Source organism: Halopelagius inordinatus (assembly GCF_900113245.1).
In the GTDB taxonomy this organism is placed as follows: domain Archaea; phylum Halobacteriota; class Halobacteria; order Halobacteriales; family Haloferacaceae; genus Halopelagius; species Halopelagius inordinatus.
Genome location: NZ_FOOQ01000004.1, coordinates 118,582 through 143,078, shown reverse-complemented (window position 1 = coordinate 143,078; position 24,497 = coordinate 118,582). Strand labels below are relative to the sequence as shown.

The 24,497-nt window shown below is 64.6% G+C and carries 26 protein-coding genes and 1 tRNA gene; 14 read left to right on the top strand and 13 right to left on the bottom strand.

Annotation, left to right across the window (positions count from 1 at the left end; genetic code table 11):
- The first annotated feature begins 202 nt into the window (after positions 1 to 202).
- The 3 genes from BM167_RS14200 (at position 203) to BM167_RS14190 (ending at position 3,404) form a co-directional block, all read left to right on the top strand.
- On the top strand, positions 203 to 706 hold the full coding sequence (locus tag BM167_RS14200) for an LUD domain-containing protein (RefSeq protein ID WP_092893380.1): 504 nt from the start codon (positions 203 to 205) through the stop codon (positions 704 to 706).
- Complete coding sequence (locus tag BM167_RS14195; RefSeq protein ID WP_092893379.1) at positions 699 to 2,963, top strand: LUD domain-containing protein; 2,265 nt, start codon at positions 699 to 701, stop codon at positions 2,961 to 2,963. The genes BM167_RS14200 and BM167_RS14195 overlap by 8 nt, the downstream gene beginning before the upstream one ends.
- A 144-nt stretch (positions 2,964 to 3,107) precedes the next feature.
- Entirely contained in the window at positions 3,108 to 3,404 is a 297-nt protein-coding gene (locus BM167_RS14190; protein ID WP_092893378.1) for a PRC-barrel domain-containing protein, read from the top strand.
- 6 nt (positions 3,405 to 3,410) lie between these two features.
- Here BM167_RS14190 and BM167_RS14185 read toward each other — a convergent pair whose 3' ends face one another.
- On the bottom strand, positions 3,411 to 4,865 hold the full coding sequence (locus BM167_RS14185) for a DHH family phosphoesterase (RefSeq protein ID WP_092893377.1): 1,455 nt from the start codon (positions 4,863 to 4,865) through the stop codon (positions 3,411 to 3,413).
- Between the two features lie 149 nt (positions 4,866 to 5,014).
- Here BM167_RS14185 and BM167_RS14180 point away from each other — a divergent pair.
- Positions 5,015 to 5,088 (top strand) — tRNA-Lys (locus tag BM167_RS14180).
- Between the two features lie 278 nt (positions 5,089 to 5,366).
- Here BM167_RS14180 and BM167_RS18600 read toward each other — a convergent pair.
- Positions 5,367 to 5,720 (bottom strand): DUF7999 family protein, encoded by a 354-nt coding sequence (locus BM167_RS18600; protein ID WP_177213382.1) that lies wholly within the window; start codon positions 5,718 to 5,720, stop codon positions 5,367 to 5,369.
- Positions 5,721 to 5,816: 96 nt separating this feature from the next.
- On the bottom strand, positions 5,817 to 6,308 hold the full coding sequence (locus BM167_RS14170; RefSeq protein WP_092893419.1) for an Lrp/AsnC family transcriptional regulator: 492 nt from the start codon (positions 6,306 to 6,308) through the stop codon (positions 5,817 to 5,819).
- 209 nt (positions 6,309 to 6,517) lie between these two features.
- On the opposite strand from BM167_RS14170, the gene BM167_RS14165 reads away from it, so the two are divergent.
- Positions 6,518 to 7,483: a DMT family transporter gene (locus tag BM167_RS14165; RefSeq protein ID WP_092893376.1), complete on the top strand. Its 966-nt coding sequence runs from the start codon at positions 6,518 to 6,520 to the stop codon at positions 7,481 to 7,483.
- Positions 7,484 to 7,665: 182 nt separating this feature from the next.
- Positions 7,666 to 9,099 (top strand): alpha/beta fold hydrolase, encoded by a 1,434-nt coding sequence (locus BM167_RS14160; protein ID WP_092893375.1) that lies wholly within the window; start codon positions 7,666 to 7,668, stop codon positions 9,097 to 9,099.
- Positions 9,100 to 9,156: 57 nt separating this feature from the next.
- Here BM167_RS14160 and BM167_RS14155 read toward each other — a convergent pair whose 3' ends face one another.
- Positions 9,157 to 9,666, bottom strand: coding sequence for a universal stress protein (locus BM167_RS14155; RefSeq protein ID WP_092893374.1), 510 nt, complete (start codon positions 9,664 to 9,666; stop codon positions 9,157 to 9,159).
- A 291-nt stretch (positions 9,667 to 9,957) separates the two neighbouring features.
- Here BM167_RS14155 and BM167_RS18595 point away from each other — a divergent pair, with 291 nt between their 5' ends.
- Positions 9,958 to 10,101: a hypothetical protein gene (locus BM167_RS18595; RefSeq protein WP_177213381.1), complete on the top strand. Its 144-nt coding sequence runs from the start codon at positions 9,958 to 9,960 to the stop codon at positions 10,099 to 10,101.
- A gap of 60 nt (positions 10,102 to 10,161) precedes the next feature.
- Here BM167_RS18595 and thrS read toward each other — a convergent pair whose 3' ends face one another.
- Positions 10,162 to 12,087: a threonine--tRNA ligase gene (gene thrS / locus BM167_RS14150; RefSeq protein ID WP_092893373.1), complete on the bottom strand. Its 1,926-nt coding sequence runs from the start codon at positions 12,085 to 12,087 to the stop codon at positions 10,162 to 10,164.
- A gap of 173 nt (positions 12,088 to 12,260) precedes the next feature.
- Here thrS and BM167_RS14145 point away from each other — a divergent pair, with 173 nt between their 5' ends.
- The 6 genes from BM167_RS14145 (at position 12,261) to BM167_RS14115 (ending at position 18,865) form a co-directional block, all read left to right on the top strand.
- Positions 12,261 to 13,277: an endonuclease/exonuclease/phosphatase family protein gene (locus BM167_RS14145; RefSeq protein ID WP_092893372.1), complete on the top strand. Its 1,017-nt coding sequence runs from the start codon at positions 12,261 to 12,263 to the stop codon at positions 13,275 to 13,277.
- Positions 13,278 to 13,497: 220 nt separating this feature from the next.
- Positions 13,498 to 14,403, top strand: coding sequence for an endonuclease/exonuclease/phosphatase family protein (locus BM167_RS14140; RefSeq protein WP_218153807.1), 906 nt, complete (start codon positions 13,498 to 13,500; stop codon positions 14,401 to 14,403).
- Between the two features lie 89 nt (positions 14,404 to 14,492).
- A complete protein-coding gene (gene malQ, locus BM167_RS14135; protein WP_092893371.1) occupies positions 14,493 to 15,980 on the top strand; it encodes a 4-alpha-glucanotransferase in 1,488 nt (495 codons plus the stop codon).
- Positions 15,981 to 16,315: 335 nt separating this feature from the next.
- Positions 16,316 to 17,272: a mechanosensitive ion channel family protein gene (locus tag BM167_RS14125; RefSeq protein ID WP_092893369.1), complete on the top strand. Its 957-nt coding sequence runs from the start codon at positions 16,316 to 16,318 to the stop codon at positions 17,270 to 17,272.
- 73 nt (positions 17,273 to 17,345) lie between these two features.
- Complete coding sequence (locus tag BM167_RS14120; protein WP_092893368.1) at positions 17,346 to 18,263, top strand: DNA-3-methyladenine glycosylase family protein; 918 nt, start codon at positions 17,346 to 17,348, stop codon at positions 18,261 to 18,263.
- A gap of 149 nt (positions 18,264 to 18,412) precedes the next feature.
- Complete coding sequence (locus tag BM167_RS14115; RefSeq protein ID WP_092893367.1) at positions 18,413 to 18,865, top strand: DUF555 domain-containing protein; 453 nt, start codon at positions 18,413 to 18,415, stop codon at positions 18,863 to 18,865.
- A gap of 150 nt (positions 18,866 to 19,015) precedes the next feature.
- Here the strand turns inward: BM167_RS14115 and BM167_RS14110 are convergent, their stop codons facing one another.
- Positions 19,016 to 19,252: a UPF0058 family protein gene (locus BM167_RS14110; RefSeq protein ID WP_092893366.1), complete on the bottom strand. Its 237-nt coding sequence runs from the start codon at positions 19,250 to 19,252 to the stop codon at positions 19,016 to 19,018.
- 193 nt (positions 19,253 to 19,445) lie between these two features.
- Between BM167_RS14110 and BM167_RS14105 the strand changes: the two genes are divergently transcribed.
- The gene (locus BM167_RS14105) at positions 19,446 to 19,853 is read left to right on the top strand and encodes a translation initiation factor IF-2 subunit beta (RefSeq protein ID WP_092893365.1); all 408 of its coding nucleotides are present in this window, start codon (positions 19,446 to 19,448) and stop codon (positions 19,851 to 19,853) included.
- A gap of 67 nt (positions 19,854 to 19,920) precedes the next feature.
- On the opposite strand, the gene BM167_RS14100 is transcribed toward BM167_RS14105, so the two are convergent.
- From BM167_RS14100 to BM167_RS14075, 7 genes are all read right to left on the bottom strand, one after another.
- Positions 19,921 to 20,100 (bottom strand): DUF7836 family putative zinc-binding protein, encoded by a 180-nt coding sequence (locus tag BM167_RS14100; protein WP_092893364.1) that lies wholly within the window; start codon positions 20,098 to 20,100, stop codon positions 19,921 to 19,923.
- A 205-nt stretch (positions 20,101 to 20,305) separates the two neighbouring features.
- Positions 20,306 to 21,292, bottom strand: coding sequence for a transcription initiation factor IIB (locus BM167_RS14095; protein ID WP_092893363.1), 987 nt, complete (start codon positions 21,290 to 21,292; stop codon positions 20,306 to 20,308).
- A 231-nt stretch (positions 21,293 to 21,523) separates the two neighbouring features.
- The gene (gene corA / locus BM167_RS14090; RefSeq protein WP_092893362.1) at positions 21,524 to 22,522 is read right to left on the bottom strand and encodes a magnesium/cobalt transporter CorA; all 999 of its coding nucleotides are present in this window, start codon (positions 22,520 to 22,522) and stop codon (positions 21,524 to 21,526) included.
- On the bottom strand, positions 22,519 to 22,689 hold the full coding sequence (locus BM167_RS18590) for a hypothetical protein (RefSeq protein WP_177213380.1): 171 nt from the start codon (positions 22,687 to 22,689) through the stop codon (positions 22,519 to 22,521). Before BM167_RS18590 ends, corA begins: the two co-directional genes overlap by 4 nt.
- Positions 22,690 to 22,784: 95 nt before the next feature.
- Positions 22,785 to 23,429, bottom strand: coding sequence for a DUF6517 family protein (locus BM167_RS14085; protein WP_092893361.1), 645 nt, complete (start codon positions 23,427 to 23,429; stop codon positions 22,785 to 22,787).
- A 68-nt stretch (positions 23,430 to 23,497) separates the two neighbouring features.
- A complete protein-coding gene (locus BM167_RS14080; protein ID WP_092893418.1) occupies positions 23,498 to 23,902 on the bottom strand; it encodes a hypothetical protein in 405 nt (134 codons plus the stop codon).
- A 42-nt stretch (positions 23,903 to 23,944) separates the two neighbouring features.
- Positions 23,945 to 24,433, bottom strand: coding sequence for a DUF8009 family protein (locus BM167_RS14075; protein ID WP_092893360.1), 489 nt, complete (start codon positions 24,431 to 24,433; stop codon positions 23,945 to 23,947).
- Between the last annotated feature and the right edge of the window lie 64 nt (positions 24,434 to 24,497).

Below are 24,497 nucleotides of genomic sequence, written 5' to 3'. Positions count from 1 at the left end.
CAGTCGATCCTGTGTCTGGGTAACATCACCCTATGTAACAGTAGTTAATGATAAACATCTGTCGTTAACGGTTCCCAATCTGATCATTCTGTCGAGTAATCCTGTCCATCGCTGAGGCGACAGTTCGACTCGCGGACGGCGCGGGTGCGCCGCGTTCGGCCCGACCCGAAGAACCAACTACTCCGATTTGCAACTGCGTTACATGATGACTGACACGGCCGCGACGTTCGAGGACTCGCTCGAACGTCTCGACGTCGACTGGACGCACGCCGCCGCAGGGGACGTTCCCGAAGTGCTGGAATCGGTCTGTTCGGCCCCCACCGTGGGCGTTCCGCTCCCGTTCGACGGCGTCTCGCTCCCGGAGTGGGTGAACGACGACCCGTCTCCGAGCGACCTTCGCGAGGCCGACACCGGCGTCACCGCCGCCGGTATCGGTATCGCGGACTACGGGAGCGTCGTCCTTCCGGCGACGCCCGAGGGGACCGAACCGGTGAGTCTGTTCTCCGACACGCACGTGACCGTCCTCCGGACGTCGGACATCGTCCCCGGGATGCCGGACGCTTTCGGGTGGTTGGGCGAGGAGTTCCGCGCCGGAAACGACTCCGCCATAATCGCCACCGGACCGAGCGCTACCGCGGACATGGGCGCACTCGTGAAAGGGGCCCACGGCCCGAAAGACGTCCACGTGGTGATGCTCGATGAGTAAGGGCGACTCCAGAGAGGCGAAGGCGTCCCACATCCGGCAACTGCTCGAAACCGAGGGCGACGCCGTCGCGCGGAACACCCGCGGGTTCAACGCCGGTCGGTACGACTCCGTCTCCCGCCTCGACGACTACGAGGAACTGAAACAGGAGGCTCGCGCCATCAAAGAAGACGCCATCGAACGCCTCCCCGAACTGATAGACGAACTCCGCGATACCGTAGAAGAGAACGGCGGAACGCTGTACCTCGCGGAGGACGCCGAAGACGCGAACCGCTACGTGAGCGAGGTGTGCGACGAGAGGGACGCAGAGCGCGTCGTGAAGTCGAAGTCGATGACGTCAGAGGAGATAGACGTGAACGAGGCGCTCGAAGCCGAGGGGGTGGACGTGGTGGAGACCGACCTTGGCGAGTGGGTCCTGCAGGTCGCCGCGGAGGCGCCCTCCCACATCGTCGCGCCCGCCCTCCACAAATCCCGCGAGGGCATCGCGGACCTGTTCAACGAGACGTTCGAACCGGAGGAACCGCTCGAAACCGCGCAGGAACTGACGATGTTCGCCCGCGAACATCTCGGAACGCTCATCGAGGACGCCGACGTGGGCATGACGGGCGCGAACTTCATCACCGCCGATACGGGCACAGTCGCACTCGTCACGAGCGAGGGTAACGCCCGAAAGAGCCTCGCGGCGACGGACACCCACGTCGCCGTCGCGGGCGTCGAGAAGGTGATTCCGACGGTCGAGGACCTCCAACCGTTCGTCGAACTCATCGGACGGTCCGGGACGGGCCAAGATATCACCTCGTACGTCTCGCTTCTCACGCCGCCGATGGACTCTCCGACCGTCGATTTCGACGACCCGGACACGCCGGTGACAGAGGCTGAGACGGACCGAGAGTTCCACCTCGTGCTCATCGACAACGGGCGCATGGAGATGCGCGAGGACGAACACCTCGAAGAGACGCTCTACTGCATCCGGTGTTCCGCGTGTTCGAACTCGTGTGCGAACTTCCAGAGCGTCGGCGGCCACGCCTTCGGCGGGGAGACGTACTCCGGCGGCATCGCCACCGGGTGGGAGGCCGGAATCGAGGGCCTCGACACCGCATCGGAGTTCAACGACCTCTGTACGGGCTGTTCGCGGTGCGTCAACGCCTGCCCCGTCGGGATAGACATCCCGTGGATAAACACCGTCGTCCGCGACCGGATAAACCGCGGCGAGAGCCGCGAACTCGACTGGCTGGTCGAAGGGTTGACGCCCGACGAGGAGTCCGGCGGCGTCGACCTGCAAAAGCGGTTCTTCGGCAACTTCCGGACCGCCGCGACGGTCGGAAGCGCCCTCGCGCCGGTGTCGAACTGGGCGGCGAACCTCGGCGTCGCGCGGACGGTGATGGCGAAGACCCTCGGCATCGACGAGCGACGAGACCTGCCGGAGTTCCGGCGCGAGACGCTGAAAAAGTGGTTCGAGAAGCGCGGCGGGGCGGACGCCTCGGAGAAGCGAGCGACGACGCCGCGAGCAGAGCGCGGTTCGGCGGCCGACGGCCCCGTCCGGCGCGCCGTCCTCTACCCCGACCTGTACACGAACCACGTCCAGGTCGAACGGGGGAAAGCGGCCGTCAGAGCGTTGGAAGCGCTCGGCGTCGCCGTCGTCGTCCCGGACGTGGCCCCCTCGGGCCGGGCGCCCCTCTCGCAGGGGATGATTGCGACGGCGAAGAAACAGGCCCGCGAGGTGTCCGACGGACTCGGAGCGTACCTCGACGACGGGTTCGACGTCGTCGTCGTCGAACCGTCGGACCTCGCGATGTTCGACCGCGAGTACGAGAGACTCCTCCCCGCGGCGTCCCAGCGTCGCCTCTCCGAACGCTCCTACGAGGTGATGGAGTACGTCTTCGGACTGCTCGAAAACGGGGCGGACGCCGACGCGCTTTCGTCGCCCGACCCCGGCAAAGCGGACGTCGCCTACCACAGTCACTGCCAGCAACGAACGCTCGGACTGGAGGGACACACGGAGGCGGTGCTCGAACGCCTCGGCTACGACGTTCTCACCTCGGACGTCGAGTGCTGCGGGATGGCGGGGTCGTTCGGCTACAAATCGGAGTACTACGAACTCAGCATGGACGTCGGCGACGAACTCAGACGGCAGTTCGAGACCGAAGAGGCCCGCGACCGAACCGTCGTCGCCTCCGGAACCTCCTGTCTCGACCAACTGGACTCGTTGCTGCGACGGCCCAGCAGACACCCCGTCGAGTTGGTCGCGCCCCGCCCGTGAGAGGCCGGGACGCCGTGCGAGGGAGGGGCGGCCGTTCGCGCCCCGCCGCGAGTCTGACAGTCGTCTGCCACGAACCGACGTGTCACCCGCTGACGCTGTCGACGGCTACGAACTATTAAGTCAAATGCCTCCAAGAGACAGGACATGGACGGGACCCCCGAAGAGATCACGACACTTGTCGGTCGCGAGGTCTACTCCAACAACGGGGTGTTCGTCGGGGAAGTCGAAGATATCCGACTCGACCTCGACCGGCAAACCGTTACGGGACTCGCACTCTCCGCACTCAACGACGAACTGTTCGGAAACCGCATCGCACCCGGGAAGGGCGTGCTCATCCCGTACCGCTGGGTACGCGCCGTCGGCGACGTCATCCTCGTCAACGACGTGGTCGAACGCCTGAAAGAACCGGAAGAAGAAGAAGAAGGCTCGCTGGTCGCCTGACTCCGATTAGCTCCCGTTGCTGCTGTCGGAACTCTCGACGCCCATCCCCTCGAAGAGCTTTCTGCGAACGGCCTCCTCGGTGAGTTGAAGCAGGGTACCGCGGTTGTCCTCGTTCGTCTCGATACCCGTGAAGATGCCGAGCGGAATCTCGACCGACCCCTGCGTCGAGTGGCCACCAGCGTCGCCGATACCCTCGAAGGCGTCCTGCAGGACCTTCCCGATGTTCATCCGGATGTCCTTCGACCGAGCCGAGAGGTAGATTTTCTCGTCCGCGATGCCGAACACCGCCGTCGTCGTGATGCCTTCGAGTTTGAGCAGATGTTGGGCCGCCTGTCCCAACGCGTCTCTGTCGCGGATGAACCCCGCGTTCGAGACGAGGTGACTCCCCTGTACCTCGCGGTTCTGGATGGCCTCCGCGAGCACGTCCAACGTCTCGGCGGACATGGAGGGCGACTCTACCTGTTCGAGGGTGTCGTGGTTGGCGAAGGGGTAGAGATACGCCGCCGCGGTGAGGTCCGCGGGCGTCGTTTCGCGCTTGAAGTCGAGCGTCTCAGCCCGGACTCCGTACAGAAGCGCCGTCGCGACCGCTTCGCTCGGGCTCAGGTCGAACTCCTGGATGTACTTCGTGAGGATGGTCGACGTAGACGAGACGTTCGGTCGAACGTCCATGAATGCGGCGTCTATCTCCTCGTCCGGTTCGAAGTGGTCGATGAAGATGTCTATCTCCGCGTTGACCTCCGGTTCCGAGGACTTCATGTGGTCTACGAGCGCCACCGCGCCGTACTCCGAGAGGGGCGGCGCGTCCGAGAGACGAACGAGTTCGATGCCGAGGAGGTTGACGAACGCGCGGTTCTCCTGGTGACCGATTTCGCCGTCGTAGAGGATATCGGACTCGATACTGTACTCCGACGCGATGGCTTGCAGAGCCACCGCACTCGCGATGGAGTCGGGGTCCGGATTGTCGTGGGTGAGGATGGCGAGTCCGTCTTCCGTCCCTTCGAGGATGTCGGCCAACTGCCGCGCTTTGTACTCCAGTTCGCCCGATTCGAGCGACCGAAGCGCGGAGTCGGCGATGACCTCGGAGGGGTTGATGACGACGTCGGCCCCGAGTTCGGCGAGTTCGTCCTCCGAGACGGGGTCGGAGGCCCGGACGACGATGAACTGCTCGCCGCCGTTCTCCCGGATGGCCGAGACGGCGGCTTTGTTCGCCTCCACGTCCGACGAGAGGATGAGGACCACGTTGCGGTCCGCGACCACCTCCGCGACGGACGGGTCCGCGATGTCGGTCGTCTGTGCGTTCAGGTCTTGGTCGCGGAGCGCCTCGACCCGGCTCTCGTCCTTGTCGAGGATGAGCACGCTCTTGCCCTCCTCCGCTAGCTCCTCGGCCACCGCGTGACCCACACTCCCGCATCCGAGTATGGCGTACGTAGACATCGAGGAGATAGTGACCCCAGCACTCATGTTACTTGCAATTCTGGCGGACGACACTTAACAGCACTCGTTTCGACGAGCGAGCGGAACTCGTCGGGGCCCGCGAGGCGCGATACGACCGCTCGAACGGGGCCGAAAGGAAACACATTTACTTACCCCTCCGTTACGAGAAATTGCGAGGGCCGGTAGCTCAGTTAGGTAGAGCGTCTGACTCTTAATCAGACGGTCGGGGGTTCAACTCCCTCCCGGCCCGTCCTCGGACGGTAATCGGACTGCGGGCGGAGTCGAACGAGACGAGACGAACGAAGTGAGTCTCGGCGTGGTTCAACTCCCTCCCGCCCGTTTTCACTACTCTCGAACTCGGAGCGTCCGCGCCGCCGACCGCACACCGGGTTTCCAGTAAAAATCGCCGGACGGAGGCGTCGTCGGTACGACATTCGCCCTCGTCGTGGTGCCAGACGACCGAAGCGGATCGTTCTTCTCACCGTCGTAGCGGAGACGTCGGTTGCACCGACGTTCGGCGCGGTTCCGTCAGGACTGGACCGTCTCTGGCTGTTCGTGCGTCTCGTCGCCGGGAGCGTACGTCTGCTCTGCGCCGTACTCCGTCCGCGAGGACGACGTGTCCCGCGTGTTTCGGTCGTCGCCGAGTTCGACGGCGCGCCACGCGTTCCCGCGCATCCCGACCGCTTCCGTCTCCAGCGGAACCGTCGTCCCCGCGGGTAACCGTTCGAGTGCGTCTCTGACGTCGCTCGATCCGTACTCGACTATCTGTCGCACTTCGTTTCCGGACTCGACTCTCACCGTCATCGCGCCGTGGTCGTTCATCGGCCGGACGATTCGGACGTCGGTGACCGCCCGTGTCGCCGGAGTGACGTGTCGGCTCACACTGTCTTCTCTCGGAACCGACCACAATAAACGCTATTCTGACAACAACGCGTTTATCGCCGGAAATTAAGAGTCTAGACGACGATAATGAGGGTTTTACTTCTCCTCGTCGAGGAGTTCGTCGAGAAGCGTCTCCAGACTGTAGTTCTGTAGCGCCCGGTGACTGTCCCGGAGCGTCGAGATGACGAACGTGGAGTTCGTCCGTTGGACCTCCTCTATCGTCTCGAAGTCGGTGATGAGTCGCTCGACCATCTCCCTGCCCGAGAGATGCGCGACGACGATGAAATCCGTCTCACCCATGGTGAAGTACGCCTGCGTCACGCCTTCGACGTCGAGAATCTTCTCTTCGAAGTCGTGGTGCGACCCGCTGTAGTCCGCGAGAATCTCGACGAGAACGGTCACGTCGAGTCCGACCTTCTCTATGTCCAAATCGTACAGGTCGTTCTCGATGACGCCCGCATCGCGGAGATTGTTGAGTCGGTAGTGGATCGTCGAGACGGGGATGTCGGTCTCCTCGTGGAGTCTCTCGGGACTCCCCGTCTCTAAGTCGGATATCGCCTTCAACAGGCGGATGTCTCGTTCGTCCATGACCAGTTGCGAGAGGATACGTCTCCGGTCGCTTAACATCCACCGCTATCGGACGCGTCGTCAACCGGATTACACGTTTCTCCCACGCTCTACTATTGTATTGATCTTTCAGGACCTAATAGGGCATTTCTTTGTGTGTGAATCCAATTCAATGGAGGTACGTTGTAGTCAGGTTTAACAACGACCGTCTCAGATGGAGAAATACATCGATGAATCCACTCGCTCGATTCGGTTCTGCAGGACGCGACGCGGCGTTGTTTCTCACGCTCGCGTGCTTCTGGGGCACCTCGTTCGTCGCTATCGAAGTCGGACTACCGTACTTTCCGCCGATGCTGTTTGCGGCCATCCGGTACGCGGCGGCGGGTGCGATTATCCTGGGCTACGCTGCCGTCTCGGCCGACCGCCTTCTCCCGCGCGGGCGTGACGAGTTCCTGAGCGTCGCCATCGCCGGCGGTCTGATAATCGCCGCCTATCACGCTCTCCTCTATCTCGGTCAGATGCACGTTCCGGGCGCCGTCTCCTCGGTGGTCGTCAGCCTCTCTCCGGTACTGACGGCCGTCTTCGCGGCCATCGTCCTCGACGAGTCGCTGGACCGATTCGGCGTGCTCGGCTTTCTGCTCGGCATCGCGGGCGTCGTCGTCGTCGCGGACCCCGACCCGGCGAACCTCCTGTCTGCGGACATCCTCGGTATCGGCCTCATCTTCCTCGGATGCGTGACGTTCGCCTTCGGGGCCGTCATCGGCCGTCCGCTTCGGGTGAGTCTACCGACGGAGTCGATGCAGGCGTGGGCGATGCTCCTCGGCGCGGTCATCCTCTTCGGAGCGTCGTTCGCCCGCGGCGAATCCGTCGCGAGCGTCGAGTGGACGGTCCCCGCCGTCGCCTCGCTGGCGTATCTGACGCTCGTCTCCGGCGTCGTCGCCTTCCTCATCTACTTCACCCTCTTGGACCGCGTCGGCGCGACGGAGGTGAACCTCATCGGATATCTCGAACCGGTCGTCGCCTCGACGGTGAGTTGGGCGATTCTCGACCACGCTATCAGCGGGCAGACGCTCGTCGGCTTTCTCGCCGTCTTCGCCGGGTTCGCACTCGTAAAGCGCGACGCCTTCCGCGCGCGCCTCGGACTGGGTGATTCGCCGTCGCCCTCCACGTCGTCGCACGGTTACGACGCCGACTGACCGGCGTACTTCCGCCGCCGCCAGCTTTCGTGAACCCGGTGGTCTTCGTCGGCGGTCCCTTCGCTCGTTTTGACGTTTGTACCCTCCTCGTCGTCCTCGGCGCGACTTCGAAGGGACGCACTCACCGACGGTGAGGCTCCCGCGTCCCTAGTGTCAATACGCTCTCACGCGTACCGAACGTCATGGACCGACTCAACACTCCGAGAATCCAGAAGTTCCTCTCGTCGCCCCTCGGCGCGGTGACGGCCACAGGCCCGTTCGAGTCGCTGAAGATGCGTTCGCTCCCGCGGCAGTTCGCCGGATACCGCCTCCGCGCGGCGGCGGACGTCGCCCTCGGGTCGGGTCCCGAGGCGTTCCTCCGCGAGGCGGACGCACCTCCCGCCCCGCATCTCCACGACAGAATCGAGGCGGCACTCGCGCGGTACGCCGAGGTTCGCGAGGCGTACGAGGAGGTGACCGAACGCTGGGAGGCCGTCTTCTGGGGCGACGCTGACGCCGGACCGGACCGACGCGTCGCACTCGAACGCGAGCGACGCCGAATCTCCGATGCGCACGCCCGCCCGGACGACCTGTTCGGGTTCATCGCGCGCGACCACCACGTCCCGCCGGTGAAGTACGACGTGCCGGACCCCAGCGACGCCGCGGGAAAGTGGGCGCGGGAACTCGCGGACCCGGACCGTCTCTACGGCTTTTCGGACGCCACCGTGACGGAGGCGCTCCCGCGCGTCACCCGGTCTGCGACGGTCCACGGCCCGGGGACGACGGAGTTCAGACTGCGGTTCGAGACGCCGGCGTTACACGTCGGCGACACCGCCACCGCCCGCGTCTACGAACCGGACGACGCGGAGGGGGACCTGCCGACGTTCGTCTTCTACGGCGGACTGGCGTCTCTCGGCGACCTGGCCGGCTACTGGCCCGAAGAGGAGGCCGTGGGTCGCCGCCTCGCCCGAGAGGGGTACCGCGTCGTCCTCCCCGACGCGCCGTGGCACGCCCACCGCGAACCGCGCGGGCGGTACAGCGGCGAACCGTACCTCGCACGCGCGCCGGTGGGGATGTTCGAACTCTACGCCGCGGCGTCGAAGGAGGCGGGCGTCTTCGTCGACTGGGCGCGGACGGAGGGCGCACCCCGCGTCGGCGTCGGCGGCCTCAGTCTCGGCGGCACCGTCGCCCTCCACGTCGCCGGGCACTGTGACCTGTGGGCCGAGTCGATGCGGCCGGACTTTGTCGCTCCGATAGGGATGCCGGGCGCGATAGACCAGACCATCACGTCGAGTCGGTTGGGCGACGCCGTCGAACTCGGCGACGCCCTCTCTGCGGCCGGATGGACGGGCCGCCACCTTCGGGAGTTCGCTCCCCTCCTCAATCCGCCCGCGGACCCGGCGCTCGACCCCGAACGGATACTCGTCGTCTACGGATCCGACGACGACGTCGCTCCGACGGAGACCGCAGAGGCCCTCGTCCGCCGGTGGCGACTCCCGCGCCGAAACGTCTCCGAGTGGGACGGGGGACACTTCGGCGTCCTCTCTCGACTGATTCGGGGCGACGCGTACCAACGGACGGTGGCGCGCGAACTCGACCGGCAGACGGCGCGGGCGGAGACGGCTCCGACCGTCTGAGAGACCCAAAAGCGGCTACGGACTCCGTCGGGCGGAGCGCTTCACTCGGGTACGCTCTCAGTCGGGCAGGTAGAAGTCCGACTTCGAGTGGCGGTGCGGCGACGACTCCCTGAGTTTCTTCACTTTCGTCGGTCGCCGGTGACGGACGACGACTACGTCGTAGGAATCGTCCGCGGCGACGTTGCGCCCGACGCTGCTCACCGGCGACACGATGCGTCCGGCGTTCTCGCTGCCGACGAACACCATCGAGGCGCCCTCCTCTTCGGCCGTTCGCCGCAGTTCCCGCGCTATCGTCCCCGCGGGGGCGAACCGGTCTACGACCTCGTGTCGAAAGTCGGCGCTCGGACAGAGTTCGACGACCCGCCGGTGCAGTTTTGAGACGACGGACGACATCTCGAACGCCTCGTCGGGGCCGAGCCATCCGTGTTCTCGGGCGTAGTCGCGGTTCCTGTTCGGAATCACCGCGACGGCTACCACGTCTTCCTCGAAGACCGATGCGAACTCCACCGCCCGGACGAGAGCCGCCTCGGCCAGTTCCGACCCGTCGAAGGGCACGACGAACGTCATACCGCTAGCTTCGTCCGTCTCGATTAAAATTCGCTCGTTCTGACATTCGACGGTGGTCTCTCCTCCGCCGGACGTAGGGGGACGGCCGACCCCGCCGCGCTAGGTTCTCAATTAGAAACTGTTTCACCCGCTAGCTCGGGCGTAATCGACCGACCGAGGCGGGAACGATCCGAGCGCAGGGAGGGCCGTTCTCGACTGTTTCACTCCTCCAACCGTCGGCGGCGTTTATCCGTTCTCTCTCCGTTTGCGAACGATACACAGCCCCGGCGCGGACGCCGGGAGGTGCCCCGAATGCAAGACCACGAACGAGCCGCGGAACGTCGGACGGCGAGCATAGTTTCGGAAATCAAACGCCACCTCCGGCGTGCGGTTGCGAAGGCGTCCGTCGCGCTGACCGGATTGACGCTCGCCTTCCTGCTCACGCCGGTGTGGTGACCCGTTCCGAGACGGCGAACGCCCGCCCCTCCGCGCGCGGACGAATCGACGGGGCGGGTTCTACTCGTCGATGAAGTCGGGTTCGAGGCGTTTCTCCCCGTACTCCGCGCCGAGGTGGTCGCGGAACGCATCGACCGCGACGTCCTGTTTTTCGCGCTCCTTCCGGTCGCGCACGGAGATGGTCCCGGCCTCCTCCTCGTCGCCGCCGACGATGACCATGTACGGGACGCGGTCGTCTTGCGCCTCGCGAATCTTCCGGCCGAGCGTCCACGACCGGTCCTCGACGCTGACGCGGAAGTCGCCGAGTTCGTTTTTCACGCGGTGGGCGTAGCCGAGTTGGTCGTCGCTGATGGGGAGGATGCGGACCTGTTCGGGCGCGAGCCAAAGCGGGAACCGCCCGTCGAAGTGCTCTATCAGCACCATGAAGAACCGCTCGTAACTGCCGTAGAGCGCGCGGTGGATCATCACCGGGCGGTGTTCCTCGTTGTCCTCGCCCGTGTAGGTGAGGTCGAACCGTTCGGGCATGTTGAAGTCCACCTGCACCGTCGGTCCGTCCCAGTGACGGCCGAGGGCGTCCTCGAACGAGAAGTCTATCTTCGGTCCGTAGAACGCACCGTCTCCCGGTTCGAGGTCGTAGTCGATGTTCTGGCTCTCCAGTACCGACCGGAGTTGCGTCTCTGCCTGTTCCCATATCTCGTCGCTGCCGACGGACTTCTCGGGGCGCGTCGCGAGGGCGACGTGCGCGTCCAGACCGAACGTCTCCAGCACCTCGAAGATGGAGTCCATCACCTGTCGAATCTCCTGTTCTATCTGTTCGGGGCGACAGAACAGGTGACCGTCGTCGATGGTGAACGACCAGACCCGCGAGAGACCAGACAGTTCGCCGCGTTGCTCTTTGCGGTAGACCTTCCCGTCTTCGAAGTAGCGGACCGGCAGGTCGCGGTACGACCACGAGTGTTGGTCGAAGATGGTGGCGTGGCCCGGACAGTTCATCGGCTTCAGGCCGTACTCCTCGTCGTTGACGTCGAGGAGGAACATGTCGTCGACGTAGTTGTCGTAGTGGCCCGACTTCTTCCACAGTTCCGTCCGGAACAGGTGCGGCGTCTCGACGGGTTCGTAGTCGGCGTCGAGGTTCAGCGACTCGGCGTAGCCGGACAGTTCGTTGAGGATGCGCTTGCCGTTCGGGTGGTAGAGCGGAAGCCCCGGCCCCGTCGTCTCCGGGATGGAAAAGAGGTCCATCTCGCCGCCTATCTTCCGGTGGTCGCGCTCTTCGGCCTCCGCGCGCCGTTCGAGGTACGCGTCCAAGTCGGACTCGGACTCGAACGCCGTCCCGTAGACGCGCGTCAGCGTCTCGTTTTCCTCGTCGCCGCGCCAGTACGCAGAGGAGATGTTGAGCAGTTCCACCGCGCCGATTTCGCCCGTGGACTCGACGTGCGGGCCCGCACATAGGTCCTCGAACTCGCCCTGCACGAAGAAGGAGACGGGGTCCTCGTCGGCCGCCTCGTTCTCCAAGATGTCGAGTTTGTACGGGTTGTCCTCGTACTTCTCTACGGCCTCCTCGCGGGAGAGACGTTCGCGCTCGATGTCGAGGTCCTCCTCGACGATGTCGCGCATCTCGTCTTCTATCTCTTCGAGGTCCTCTTGATCCAGGTCCACGCCGGTTACGTCGTAGTAGAACCCCTCGTCGGTCGGCGGTCCGATGGCCAGTTTCGCCTCCGGATACAGTCGCTGAAGCGCCTGCGCGAAGACGTGCGCGGCCGAGTGGCGGAGCACGTCCAGATACTCGTCGCTCTGGTCGGTGACGATGACGACGGTGGCCCCGTCGTGGACCGCCGAGGCCTTGTCGACGAGTTCGCCGTCGACGACGCCCGCGACGGTGTCCGACCCGAGGCCCGGCCCGATTTCGTACGCGACGTCTTCGACCGTCGCCCCCTCCTCGACGGGTAACTCCGTGCCGTCGGGGAGCGTTACAACGATTTCACTCATATGCGTCCCGAGTCGGAGCGTACGAATAAGTGTTTTCGAGTGCCGCCACGGGGTCGCACGGACGAGCGACCGACGGCAAATCGACCGGTCCTCAACGGACATTCCCTGTTAAACAACACAGTCTCCGGTTAGTGTAAAATATATTTACAGGACGCAGCTCGGATATAGAGAAGATGGACGAATCATCTCCGTCGCGTCGGGAGACGCTTTTGGGCGCCGGTGCCGTACTCGCGGTAGCCGGCGGCGGCGGCGTTCTCGGACACCTTTTCAGCTCCGACGATTCCGGCCAATCCGACGACGCTGACGACTCGGGACAGTCCGAACGCACAGCGGACTCCGGGCAGTCTGACAGCACGACGGATTCGGGTCAGTCCGACGACGCCGACGACTCCGGGCCGCCCGACGACGGACCGATCACGGCCTGTTCGTTCAATATCTTGCACGAAACCTCGAACAGCGACCACCCGTGGGAGTCGCGTCGGCCCCGCGTCACCGAGGCTATCGGCGGACTCGAACCCGGCCTGTTGGGTATCCAAGAGGCCAAACCCGGGCAGTTTTCGGACCTCAGAGAGGCGTTTCCCGACTACGAGTGGTACGGCATCGGCCGCGAGGGTGGCGAGGAGAGCGAGGCCGTTCCCGTCGCGTGGGCGACGAACCGCTTCGAGATGCGAGAGACGGGAGAGTTTTGGCTCTCGCCGACGCCCGAGAAGCCGAGTATCGGATGGGCGGCCCGGTACCCCAGAATATCGACGTGGGCGAGTCTCACCGACACGGCGACGGGAACCGACATCTGGTTCTGCAACGCTCACGTCTCCTCTGCCAGTTGGAGGACTCGCCGGAACTCGGCCGAACTGATTCGACAGCGAGCGGTCGAACGGACGAAGAACGGCGAAGTCCCGGTCGTCAGTATCGACCTCAACAACGAGCCTTCGACCCCCTCCTACGAGAGCATCACGGGACAGACGGACGCCGGTTCGAGTCCCGTCGTCGACGGCCGCACGGCGGCCGACGAAGCGTCGGTACGCGGCCCCGAGAAGACCTATCACGCGTTCACTAACGAGCCGAAAGAACGGTTCGACTACGTCTTCACTCCGAAGTCGGCCGACGTGCACGAGTACCGGACGCTCGAAGTGCGAGAGGGCGGATACCGCTCCGATCACCTGCCCGTCGCCGCGACCTTCGAACTCTGACGGAACTGCACCTCGTCTCGACGCTCCGGCCCGAACGGGAACGGACGAACGGTCGGAACTCCGGCGTCGCCGATTCCAGCGCTCGACGAACCCTCCGTCGGGTCGCTCTCGACTGAAACTGTGCCTCCCGCTACTATCAACGAGAATAGATATACATATCTCCGGCGAGAAACTTTTTCGCGGTGGAAGCGGACGAACAATCGTTATGAATGTCGGATGCTTGTCACGACGTGAAGCGCTCGTCGGTGTCGGAACCGCCATCGGTGCGGTCGGTGGTCTGGGTCTCGCGGGGAGCGTCTCCGCCGACGAGACGACGGAGTTCGAGCAACCGGACGACGAGGGAACGCTCGCGGCCTGTTCGTTCAACGTCCGGTACGACAATCCGGAAGACGACTACCCGTGGGGGTCGCGTCTCCCGCGGGTCGCCGAGACGGTCGATCAGATCGACCCCGAACTGCTCGGCGTCCAAGAGGCTCAGCCGAACCAGTTCGCCGACCTGAGAGAGACGGTGACCGGCTACGAGTGGTACGGACTCGGCCGCGACGGAGACGACGAGAGCGAAGCCGTCCCGATAGCGTGGTACTCGGATCAGTTCGAACTGCGGGACAAGGGCGTGTTCTGGCTCTCGCCGACGCCCGACGAACCGAGCGTCGGGTGGGGAGCCGAGAACCCGCGCATCTCGACGTGGGCGAGTCTGACCCACGACGAGACGGGCGCGGACATCTGGTTCTGCAACACTCACTTCTCCCACGTCGATGCGGAGGCCCGCCGCGAGTCGGCCGCCATCATCCGAAAGCGGGCAGAACAGCGCTCGGAGAACGGCGAGATGGTCGTCATCACCGGCGACCTCAACTCGGTCCCGACGGCCCCGCCGTACCACGTCCTCACGGGTCAGACGGGGTCCGCCGGGTCGAGTCCCGTCGTGGACGGCCGCCGCGAGGCGGGGACGACATCGGTGTACGGTCCGTGGGGTACCTTCCACGGCTTCACCGACGAGTTACGGGACCGAATCGACTACGTCTTCACTCCCGCGGAGGCCGAGGTACTCCAGTATCGGACGCTCGGAATCCGCGAGGGGGCGTACCGTTCCGACCACCTCCCTATCGTCGCGCACTTCGAGCCCTGACGGTCCGAGGCGCACTCTCCGCGCGGAAGCGGTCTCCGACGGTCGCTCCCCGACCACACGCTTAACTGCCGTGCCGCGGAGATTCCGGTATGCGATTCGAGAGACAGAGCGGCGTCTTCATGCACCTCACTTCGCTGCCCGGACCGCACGGAGTCGGTGACTTAGGAGACGGCGCTCGGACGTTCGTAGACTGGCTCGACTCGGCGGAGCAGTCGCTGTGGCAGTTCTGTCCGCTCGGCCCCACGTCGTCCGTCCTCGGCAACTCACCGTACCAATCCTACTCGGCGTTCGCCGGCAACCCGCTTCTCGTCAGTCTCGAACGACTGAGAGAACGGGGCTACCTGACCGACGACGACGTCGAACCCGTTCCCGACTTCTCGGACCACGAAGTGGAGTACGAACGCGTCGGCGACTACAAGCGCGAGAAACTCCGGGCGGCGTACGACCGATTCGAGTCCGAGGCGTCGGACGACGAACGCGAGGCGTTCGAACGGTTCCGCGAGCGAGAGTCCTCGTGGCTCTCGGGGTACGCCCTGTTCATGTCGCTCCGCACGCGGTACGACGGCGCGTGGGTGGACTGGCCACAGGAGATCAGAACGCGGGACGAAGCGACGCTCGAACGCCTCCGCGAGGAACTCTCAGAGGAGATTGCCTACCGCGAGTTCGTCCAGTTCGTCTTCGACAGGCAGTGGCGCGACCTGAAGGAGTACGCGAACGACCGCGGCGTGCGGTTGGTCGGTGACCTGCCCATCTACGTCGCCCTCGACAGCGCAGACGTCTGGACCGCCCCGGAGGCGTTCGACCTGACCGAGGAGAACGAACCCGCCGTCGTGGCGGGCGTCCCGCCGAACCCCGGCGACGACGGCCAGTCGTGGGGAAACCCCCTCTACGACTGGGAGTACCTCCGCGAGAACGACTACGACTGGTGGATGGACCGACTGAAACGGCTCTTCGAACTCGTCGACGTCACCCGCATCGACCACTTCAAGGGGTTCGACGAGTACTGGGCCATCCCCGCGGACGAACCGCCCTCTGCGGGCGAGTGGCGCGACGGGCCGGGCGCGGAGTTTTTCGAGGCCGTCGAACGCGAACTCGGTGACCTGCCGTTCGTCGTCGAGGACCTGGGGTTCCTCGACCAAAGCGTCGTGAGCCTCCGCGACCGGTTCGACTTCCCGGGCATGCGCGTCCCCCAGTACGCCGGGTGGTGCGAACAGGGCCACATGTACCAACCGATGCACTACCCCGAGAACTGCGTGGCTTACACCTCGACGCACGACACGAACACCCTCGTCGGCTACTACGAGGACCTCCCGGACGACCAACGGGACTGTCTCAACTACAACATCGGCGCTGACGGATCCGAGATTCACTGGTCGATGATCGACGCCGTCTGGCGGTCTAACGCCGTCCTCGCGTTCACGACGATGCAGGACGTCCTCGGACTCGGGGCCGAAACGCGGTTCAACGTCCCCGGCACCGCGGAGGGCAACTGGCGGTGGCGGTGCACCGAAGACAGGTTCGACGCCGACTGTGCGAACCGCCTCGCGAGTCTGACCGACGAACACATCCGCGATTGAACCGCCGGTCGAATCCGCGACGAACTCGGACCCGTCGGATGTCCGGACGATGCGCGGAATTATCTCGTCTACTGTCGTAGGCCGCGGCAGTGACCCGACGTGACCGCCGGACCGCCGGCGACTCTCTCGCCGCGGTATCTCCCTCTCTGCCGAACGGACTCGCGGATTTCGAACCGACTCGTCTCGAACCCACTCGTGCCGAACCGACCGGTGTCGCACCCCGCGGTGAACGCTCACCGCGGACGCTCGCCTCCGAATCAGACTCTTCCTCTGAGGACTGGAACCTGCGACGCGGAGTTCGGTAGTTTCTCTTGTCGCACAGCAGATATTCTCCCGTGTCAACACGACGACTCGGGTACGGTTCGCTGGCGCTCGCACTCGTATTCAGTTTCGCGGCGGCGTTCGTCGCGGCGACGGCACTGTTCGGCGACGCGACTCTGGGCGACCAGACCCTGAACGCCGTCGTCCGGAAGGTGCTCACCGTCGGAACGGTTCTCTCCTCTGCCTACGGCGTGTACGCTCTCGTCACGTACGCTATCAGCGGGCGTTTTGAGAGCAAACGCCGCGTCCACGACGCGCGGAACGTGCTTCGGCTCTGCTTCGGCGCCGTCGCCGCCGTCGGCGTCCTCGGCGTCCTCACCGAGGAGTGGGTCGGGGTGCTGTTCTCACTCGGGGTGGTCGGGTTCGCCATCACCTTCGCCCTCCAACAGCCGATTCTCTCTCTCATCGGCTGGTTCTACATCATGCTCAAGCGGCCGTTCGCCGTCGGCGAGCGAATCGAAGTCGAGGAGACCCGCGGCGACGTCATCGAGGTTGGATTTCTCGCGACCGAACTGTGGGAGATTCACGGCCACCTCGTCACCACGAACCAACCGTCCGGCCGGGTGGTCACGGTTCCGAACTCGCAGTTTCTCACCTCGCAGGTGAAGAACTACTCGACGCTGTTCGAGTACGTCTGGAGCGAGTTGACGGTGCAGGTGGCGTACGAGACAGACCTCGCGTTCGCCCGACAGACGATGGCCGACGTGGCCGACGACTACCTCGGCGACGAGATGGAGGACGCGATAACGATGTACCGGCGACGACTCGCGCAGACCCCCGTCGACCTCGACGTTCCCGACCGGCCGACGGTGAACATCGTTCAAAAGGAGTCGTGGGTCGAACTCCACCTCCGGTTTCTCTCGCCCCCGCGCGGCGTGACGGGGACCAGAAACGCCCTCTACGAACGTATCTTCGAGGAGTTCGACGAACACGACGAGCGAATCAAGTTCCCCCTCGGGCGCAACCGCTGACCCGCCGGGGGTCGGTCCGCCTCCGAAGCGGGCATCGAAACCCCGAAGCGGTCCGCGTCCGTCTCTCGGCACGATGGAGTTCGAGACCGGTTCCCTCGCGTGTTCCGACCTGGACGGCCCCTTCGACCTGCAGGCGACCGTAGAGAGCGGTCAGTCCTACCTCTGGGACCGCGCGGACGGTCGGATGTACGACTCGATGGACGTCCACGGCGGCGAGGCGTGGTACGAGACGGTCGTCCCGCCGATAGAGGACGTCTCCGACGAACGGATGGTCGTCCGCGTTCGACAACTCGACGACAGACTGGAGTGGGAGGCGACGGGCGACGCGGTGCCCGTCCTCACGCATCTCCTCCGTCTCGACGACGACTTGGACGCGATATACGAGACGACGCCCGACGACCCCTTGCTCGAACGCGCCTACGACGCCTACGAGGGGATGCGCCTCGTCCGCGACCCGCCGTTTCCCTGTCTCGTCTCCTTTATCTGCTCGGCACAGATGCGCGTCTCTCGCATCCACGGGATGCAGATGGCACTCGCGGAGTCGTACGGCGACGAACTCGAAGTCGAGGGCCGGACGTTCGACGCGTTCCCGTCGCCGGACCGTCTCGCGGACCGGACCGAGGCGGAACTCCGAGAACTCGGACTCGGATACCGCGCGCCGTACGTTCAGCGCACCGCAGAGATGGTCGCGGGCGGCGACGACCCCGCCGACGCCGTCGGTATGGAGTACGAGGCGGCCCGAGAGCGCCTGACGCGGTTCGTCGGCGTCGGCGACAAAGTGTCCGACTGCGTTCTGCTTTTCTCGCTCGGATTCCTCGAAGCCGTCCCCCTCGACACGTGGATTCAGTCCGCCATCGCCGACCACTACCCCGACTGCGACCGCGGGTCGTACCGAGAGACGTCGCGGGCGATTCGACGCCGACTCGGCGGTCGGTACGCCGGGTACGCCCAGACGTACCTCTTTCACTACCTCCGCGGCGGCGGGGCCTGAGACCGATTTCGCGGCGGCGACCGCTCCGCTTGCGACGCTTCAGCCCGCTCTCGGCTCTCCCGCCGTTCTGGACTCTCTGGCCGTCCTGAGACTCGGTTCTCGCGAGGTTCGGGCGAAGTTTCTTGCCGCAGGCAGCGCAACATTCGAACATGGATTGTCGAGTCGTCGTCGAGGCCGCAGTCCCGGTGTACGACGTCGAAACGCCCGACGAAGCCATCCGAATCGCCATCTCGAAGACGGGCGAGATGCTCAATCCGGACCTCAACTACGTCGAGATAAACATGGGGTCGCGAACCACCCCGTCGGGCGAAGAACTACCCCCCGCGTTCATCGCCGCCGACGAAGCCCTCGTCGCCCTCGAACTGGAGATGACCGTCTTCAACGTCGAACAGGAGGAACACGCCTCGCGCATCGCGCGCAAAGAGATCGGACAACTGTTAGAGAACGTGCCGCTGAAAATCCTCTCGGTCGAAGAGATACCCGACGAGGGCGCGGACGACGACGGTGAGGAGTCAGACGACGCCGCCACCGACGACGGCGACGACACCGCGGACGACGACGATCTGATCCCCGAGTTCGAGGAACTCGTCGACGACTCCTGACTCCTCTCGCGGCGGTTAAGAAGGGTATAACCAAACGTTTTGCACACACGTATCGTACCGGTGCGGCGCCGTGCCACTCTCGACGCACGGCTTTCTCGGCGTCGTCACTCGCGGACGTGACTGCTGGAGGAACAGCTTTCCGTTGTTCTCTCAGTCGGCCTTCGGAGCAACGCGTTCCTGCGTTGTCTCTTCGAACGACGAGGTGATACCTTTCGACAGTTTGAACACGGCCGCCTTGTGATCGGTCTTGGACTTGTGGATAGATGTCGGTCGGACGCCAAGTTCGTTGTAGGCAGTAAGTGGAACGTCGTCGTCTTCCCACTTCTCCACGTGGCTGTGTACTTCTGCGAGCAGGCCGTGCAGGTGGATGAGCTCCTGCTTCTTCATGAGCAGCAGTTTGTTACAACCGGAGGATTATATTACTATCTTGACTCGCGTTAACACACTCCTACCAGAATCCGGCGGAGTAGCCGGTTAATTCAGGCGATTTCTGTTTCTTCGATCGTGAAGGTTATCGTTGGTTATTAGCCATTTAACACCGACGCGAACGTTTTAGGGAGCGTAACCCTTCACGGCGAATATGGACTACGAAGACACTCTCGACCGGGCCCTATCCGAGACGCCGGACGAGGCGGAGGACGCACACCGCTTCGAAGTCCCCGACCCGACGATTCGACAGGAGGGAAACGCGACGGTGTACGAGAACTTCGAGGAGACGTACGACCGCCTCGCGCGCGACCGAGACCACCTGCTGAAGTTCCTTCAGACGGAACTCGGGACGAGTGCGAGCATCGACGCTCGGGGTCGGGCCCGATTTACGGGGTCGTTCAGAGAACGCCGAGTCGCCGACGCCATAGACGAGTACGTGGACGCGTACGTCCGGTGCGACGAGTGCGAGTCGCCGGACACGCGCCTCGTGGACGAACAGGGCGCGACCGTTCTCAAGTGCGACGCCTGCGGTGCGCTATCTCCGGTCCCAGACCAGTAACTCCGCGGCCACTCTCGGCAGTACACCGTTTCTCTCGTTCGTTTCTCACCGGGTCGTCGAGGAGACGCTACTGAAACTGTTTCACCGTCTGTAGGTCGCGTTCGGTCCGCATGAACTCCGCCAGTCGCCGGGTCGCCCCGCAGGCGCCGCAGGTAAAGTTCTTCTTCGGGTCGGACAGATCTGTCGGGGCGGACTCCCAGTCCTTCCGGCATTCGGGACACAACAGCCGAACAAAGGCTTCGACCATGTCATATCTTGACACTCGGCGAGCCAATAAACCTTTCCGCGGGACCGAACCGCGGCGTCGGTTGGCGACGCACCCCGCGGAGAGCCGAGTACCGACGCCTCTGGGGCGTATCTACGAAAGAACAGTAATCGAAGTGAGAAGAGAAGACAGAGAGAGGCTGTGGGGTGGTCTCGGCGTCACCGGACTCCCCGCACCGCTGAGCGATTTACGCGAATATTCCTCGGTCGTCGGCTTCGAGGAGTTCCTTGTAGCGGTTGCGGATGGTGACCTCCGAGATGCTCGCGACGTCGCTGACCTGACTCTGCGTCACCTTCTCGTTCGTGAGGAGGGCGGCCGCGTAAACGGCGGCGGCCGCGAGGCCGACCGGCGACTTCCCGGAGTGGATACCGGCTTCCTTGGCGTTCCGAAGCAGGTGGCGCGCCTGTCTCTCGGCCTCGTCTGAGAGGTCGAGGTCCGAGGCGAACCGCGGGACGTACTGCTCCGGGTCGGCCGGTTGGATTTCGAGCTTCAGTTCGCGGACGACGTATCGGTACGTCCGGGTCAGTTCCATCTTGTCGACGCGAGAGACGCGTTCGAGTTCGTCGAGCGAGCGGGGAGTGCCCGCCTGTCGCGCCGCGGCGTACAGCGCCGCCGTCGCGACGCCCTCGATGGAGCGCCCCGGAAGCAGGTCGTCGCTGAGTGCGCGGCGGTAGATGACCGACGCCGTCTCGCGGACGTTCTCGGGCAGACCGAGCGCGGAGGCCATGCGGTCTATCTCGCCGAGCGCTTGCTTGAGGTTGCGCTCTTTCGAGTCCCGCGTGCGGAATCGCTCGTTCCACGTGCGGAGACGTTGCATCTGCTCTCGCTGGCGCGCGGACAGCGACTTGCCGTAGGCGTCTTTGTTCTGCCAGCCGATGTTCGTCGAGAGACCCTTGTCGTGCATCATGTGGGTCGTCGGCGCACCGACGCGGGACTTCGAGTCGCGTTCCGAGGAGTTGAACGCGCGCCACTCGGGGCCGCGGTCCACTTCGTCCTCTTCGACGACGAGTCCGCAGTCGGTACAGACCGTCTCGCCGTGTTCCTCGTCCGCGACGAGGTCGCCGCCGCATTCGGGGCAGACGTTCTCTTCTTCGGGGTCTATCGTCTGTTCGTCGGTCTGTTCTGTCGGTCGTCGCTCCGTGCTGACGTACTCTCGGATTGTTGTATCGCTCATGGTGTTGGGTGTCGGCGCAGACCCGCCCCGAGGCCGGTGAAAGAGGAGAAAGACGGTGCCCGGACAGGGTGAGTCCTTACTCTTCGTAAGCATCCTGGCTACTTAAATCTTTGCCGGTGTTGCGGGCGCTAAACCGCATCACTACGCCCCAATAAACCGTGTATTACGGGATTTCGGTCGTTCAGATGTTCGAACCAAACGACTACTTATAGCTTTCGACACGATTGTTCGTTACATCCACCCCTCGCGTCGGAAGTACGCAAGCAGGATACCGGAGACGAGAGTCATCCCGAACATCACGGCAGGGTAGCCGAACGTCCACCCGAGTTCGGGCATGTTGTAGGGACTGTCCGCGAAGTTCATTCCGTACACTCCGACGACGAAGGTGAGCGGAATGAATATCGTCGCGACGACGGTCAGGCGCTTCATCACTTCGTTCGTCGACTGCGAGAGGGCGTTGAGGTAGATATCGCGCGCCCCGCGCGCTAAATCGCGGTACGTCTCGGTCAGATCGACCACCTCGACGAGGTGGTCGTACACGTCGCGGTAGTAGCGTTCCGTCTGTTCGCGGACGTACTCGGCGTCCCCGCGCGAGAGGACGGCGATGGCCTCCCGCGTCGGCCAGACGACCTTCCGAAACGACAGCAGGTCGCGTCTGACCGCATTCAACCCCTCCAGCACGTCCTCGTCCGGCCCGGCGAGGACGCCGTCCTCGATTTCCTCTATCGTCTCTCCCACGTCGTCGAGGAGGTCGAAGTAGCCGTCGACGATTCGGTCGGTGACCCTGTACGCGGCGAAGTCCGGACCGTACTGGAGCGTCCGCCCGTCCCGGTTCTCGACGGACTGCCACACCTGCGACACCGCGCTCACCGGCCTCTCTTCGTCGGTTATCGTCACCAGCCACTCCGAACCGACGAACAGTCCGACCGGTCGCGTCCGGACCTCCTCTTCGAACGTCGTCTCTCCGCGGCGGAGGACCGCCGTCTTCACGAGGACGAACGTGTGCGCCGGGAACTCCTCGGTCTTCGGCCGCACGTCGTTTTGGATGTCCTCGACCGCCAACGGGTGGATGCCGAAGATGTCCGTGATTCGTTCGAGTTCCGCGTCCGTCGGGTCGGCGACCCGAACCCACGTCGTCCCGGGGGCGTCGCGCGCGTCCGCGAGATCGGCCTCGGAGTCGATGCGGAACTCCGTCGCGTCGCCGGCGTCGTAGACGAGCGACGAGATCATTCGTCGGTCTCCCCGCCGTAACTCCGTCCGATTGCGTAGAACGTGATTCCGACCATCACGCCGACGACCGACGCGGACCGGCCCGGATACGCCTCGACGGTCCCCGCCGCGTACCCGAGTACCCCCAAGACGGTCAGAAAAGCGCCCACGACCCGCAGGTAGTTCATGTCCGGTACTCACTTCGGGGAGAGAAAAACGTTGTTCGGCCGGTCGGTGGCTCTCGGGCCCGGGGCGAGAGCGCGTCTGCGGCGCGGTCAGTCGGTCAGGCCGGGTGTTGGATGGCCCGCATCATCGAGATGACGTTCTGCTCTTCGCCGTCGAGTTGCTGCGGGTAGATACCCGTCGCGACGACGAAGTCCTCACCGTCGCGGTACTTCGTCACGTGGACGTAGACGTCTATCTCTCGCCCGTCGACGTTCGCCTTCCCGGCGAACTTCGTCACTTCCGTCTCCGTGCCTTGGACGGTGATCGTCTGCGAACTCACCTGACGGACGTCGGAGAGACCGCTGTATCGGTTCTGCATCAGTTCGACGAGGCGCGCGTTCGAGTAGTCGCCGATGGGGTTCATCGTCTGTCCCGCGACTTCGACGGCGGGCGTCGAGATGACGGTGAAGACGCCCAACTTCGCCTCGAAGACGACCAAATCCATCGACTTCTCGTACGTCGTCACCCGGTTTTCGGCGACGACGGTTCGCTCTTGTCCGGCGACTTCGAACGTGCGGTTCACGTCCATCGTTCGAGTTCCATTCGACTCGTACCCGGCGTTCGACGCCACGGACTCCTCGACTGCGGCGGCGTCCGCGGAGAACGTCAGCGGGTCCTCTCCCGTGAGGACGCCGACGCATCCGCTCGTCGAGACGAGTACCGCGACGGCGAGAAACGCTGCTATCGTTCGGCGGCTTTTCATCGTGTCCGATAGTTCAACCCAGACGGCATAAGCTACGTGGACGGCGTCAGCCGCGTCTCAATCGTCCGTCACGTTCGGACGCTCTCCGCGGTGTCTCCGCCGTCTCTGACCCCGCGCGCGTCGTTCTCCCGTCGTACGACGCGTCCGCTGTACCAGTAGTACGCGAGTGCGACGAACGGAAGGGTAAACGCCGCGCCGAACCAGAGATGCCGCGAGTGTCCCCAATCGACGCCCTGTCGCCGGAGCGACTTGATGTCGGCGCGAATCAGTCCGGCGAAAAAAAGGTGCGTGACGAGGACGACGGCCAACGCCGCCCGCACGTCGAACCATCCGACGACGAGAAAAAGCACCGCTCCGATACCCCAGATGACGGGGAGAATCGGACGATATCTACCGCTCACCGCCCAGTCGTCTCTCTCCCGTTCGACGTCTCGCCCCCGCCTGTACTCGTCGCCGGTTGGACCGCGACTCATCTCGTCTGTCGTACTCTCCACGCGCCCTAAAAGTCGTCGCGGTCAGCCGAGATACCGCACGTCGACGTCGTGTGTACCGCCGTCGAACGAGACGGTGACGGTGTCGGCGAGTGCGCCCCGAACCGCCGCGCGCCACCGTTCGACGGCCTCCGCGTGCCGCGCCCTGTGTCGCTCCGGCGTGTACGCCGTTTCGGACGCTCTCAGTTCGTCTTCCGTCTCGTCTACGGTCGGATACGGCAGGTCCTCGGCGACGAACGCCTCGGGTTCGACGTGAAGCGGGGTCACCTCGCCGTCGTACGCTCCCTCGCCGCCTGAGACGTGCAGTCGCGCCCGCATCCGCCCGGCGAACGGCGGCGTCACGCGGAGGACGGCGTCCCGCCCGCGCCGTTCGTTCGCCTCCAACGCGGCGAGTACGTCGCCCGTCGTCACCGCGAGCGAACGGATGGTCCGGGGATCGCTCGAACCGCCGGACGCGTCGCTCCGCGTCTCGTCGTCTCCGTCCGAGCGAGAGCGTTCGCCGTCGGAGGCCATCGCTCAGTCGCCCGCGGCCACCCTCGCTCCGGCGTCGGGTCCGAGTTCGCCGCCGCAGTCCGGA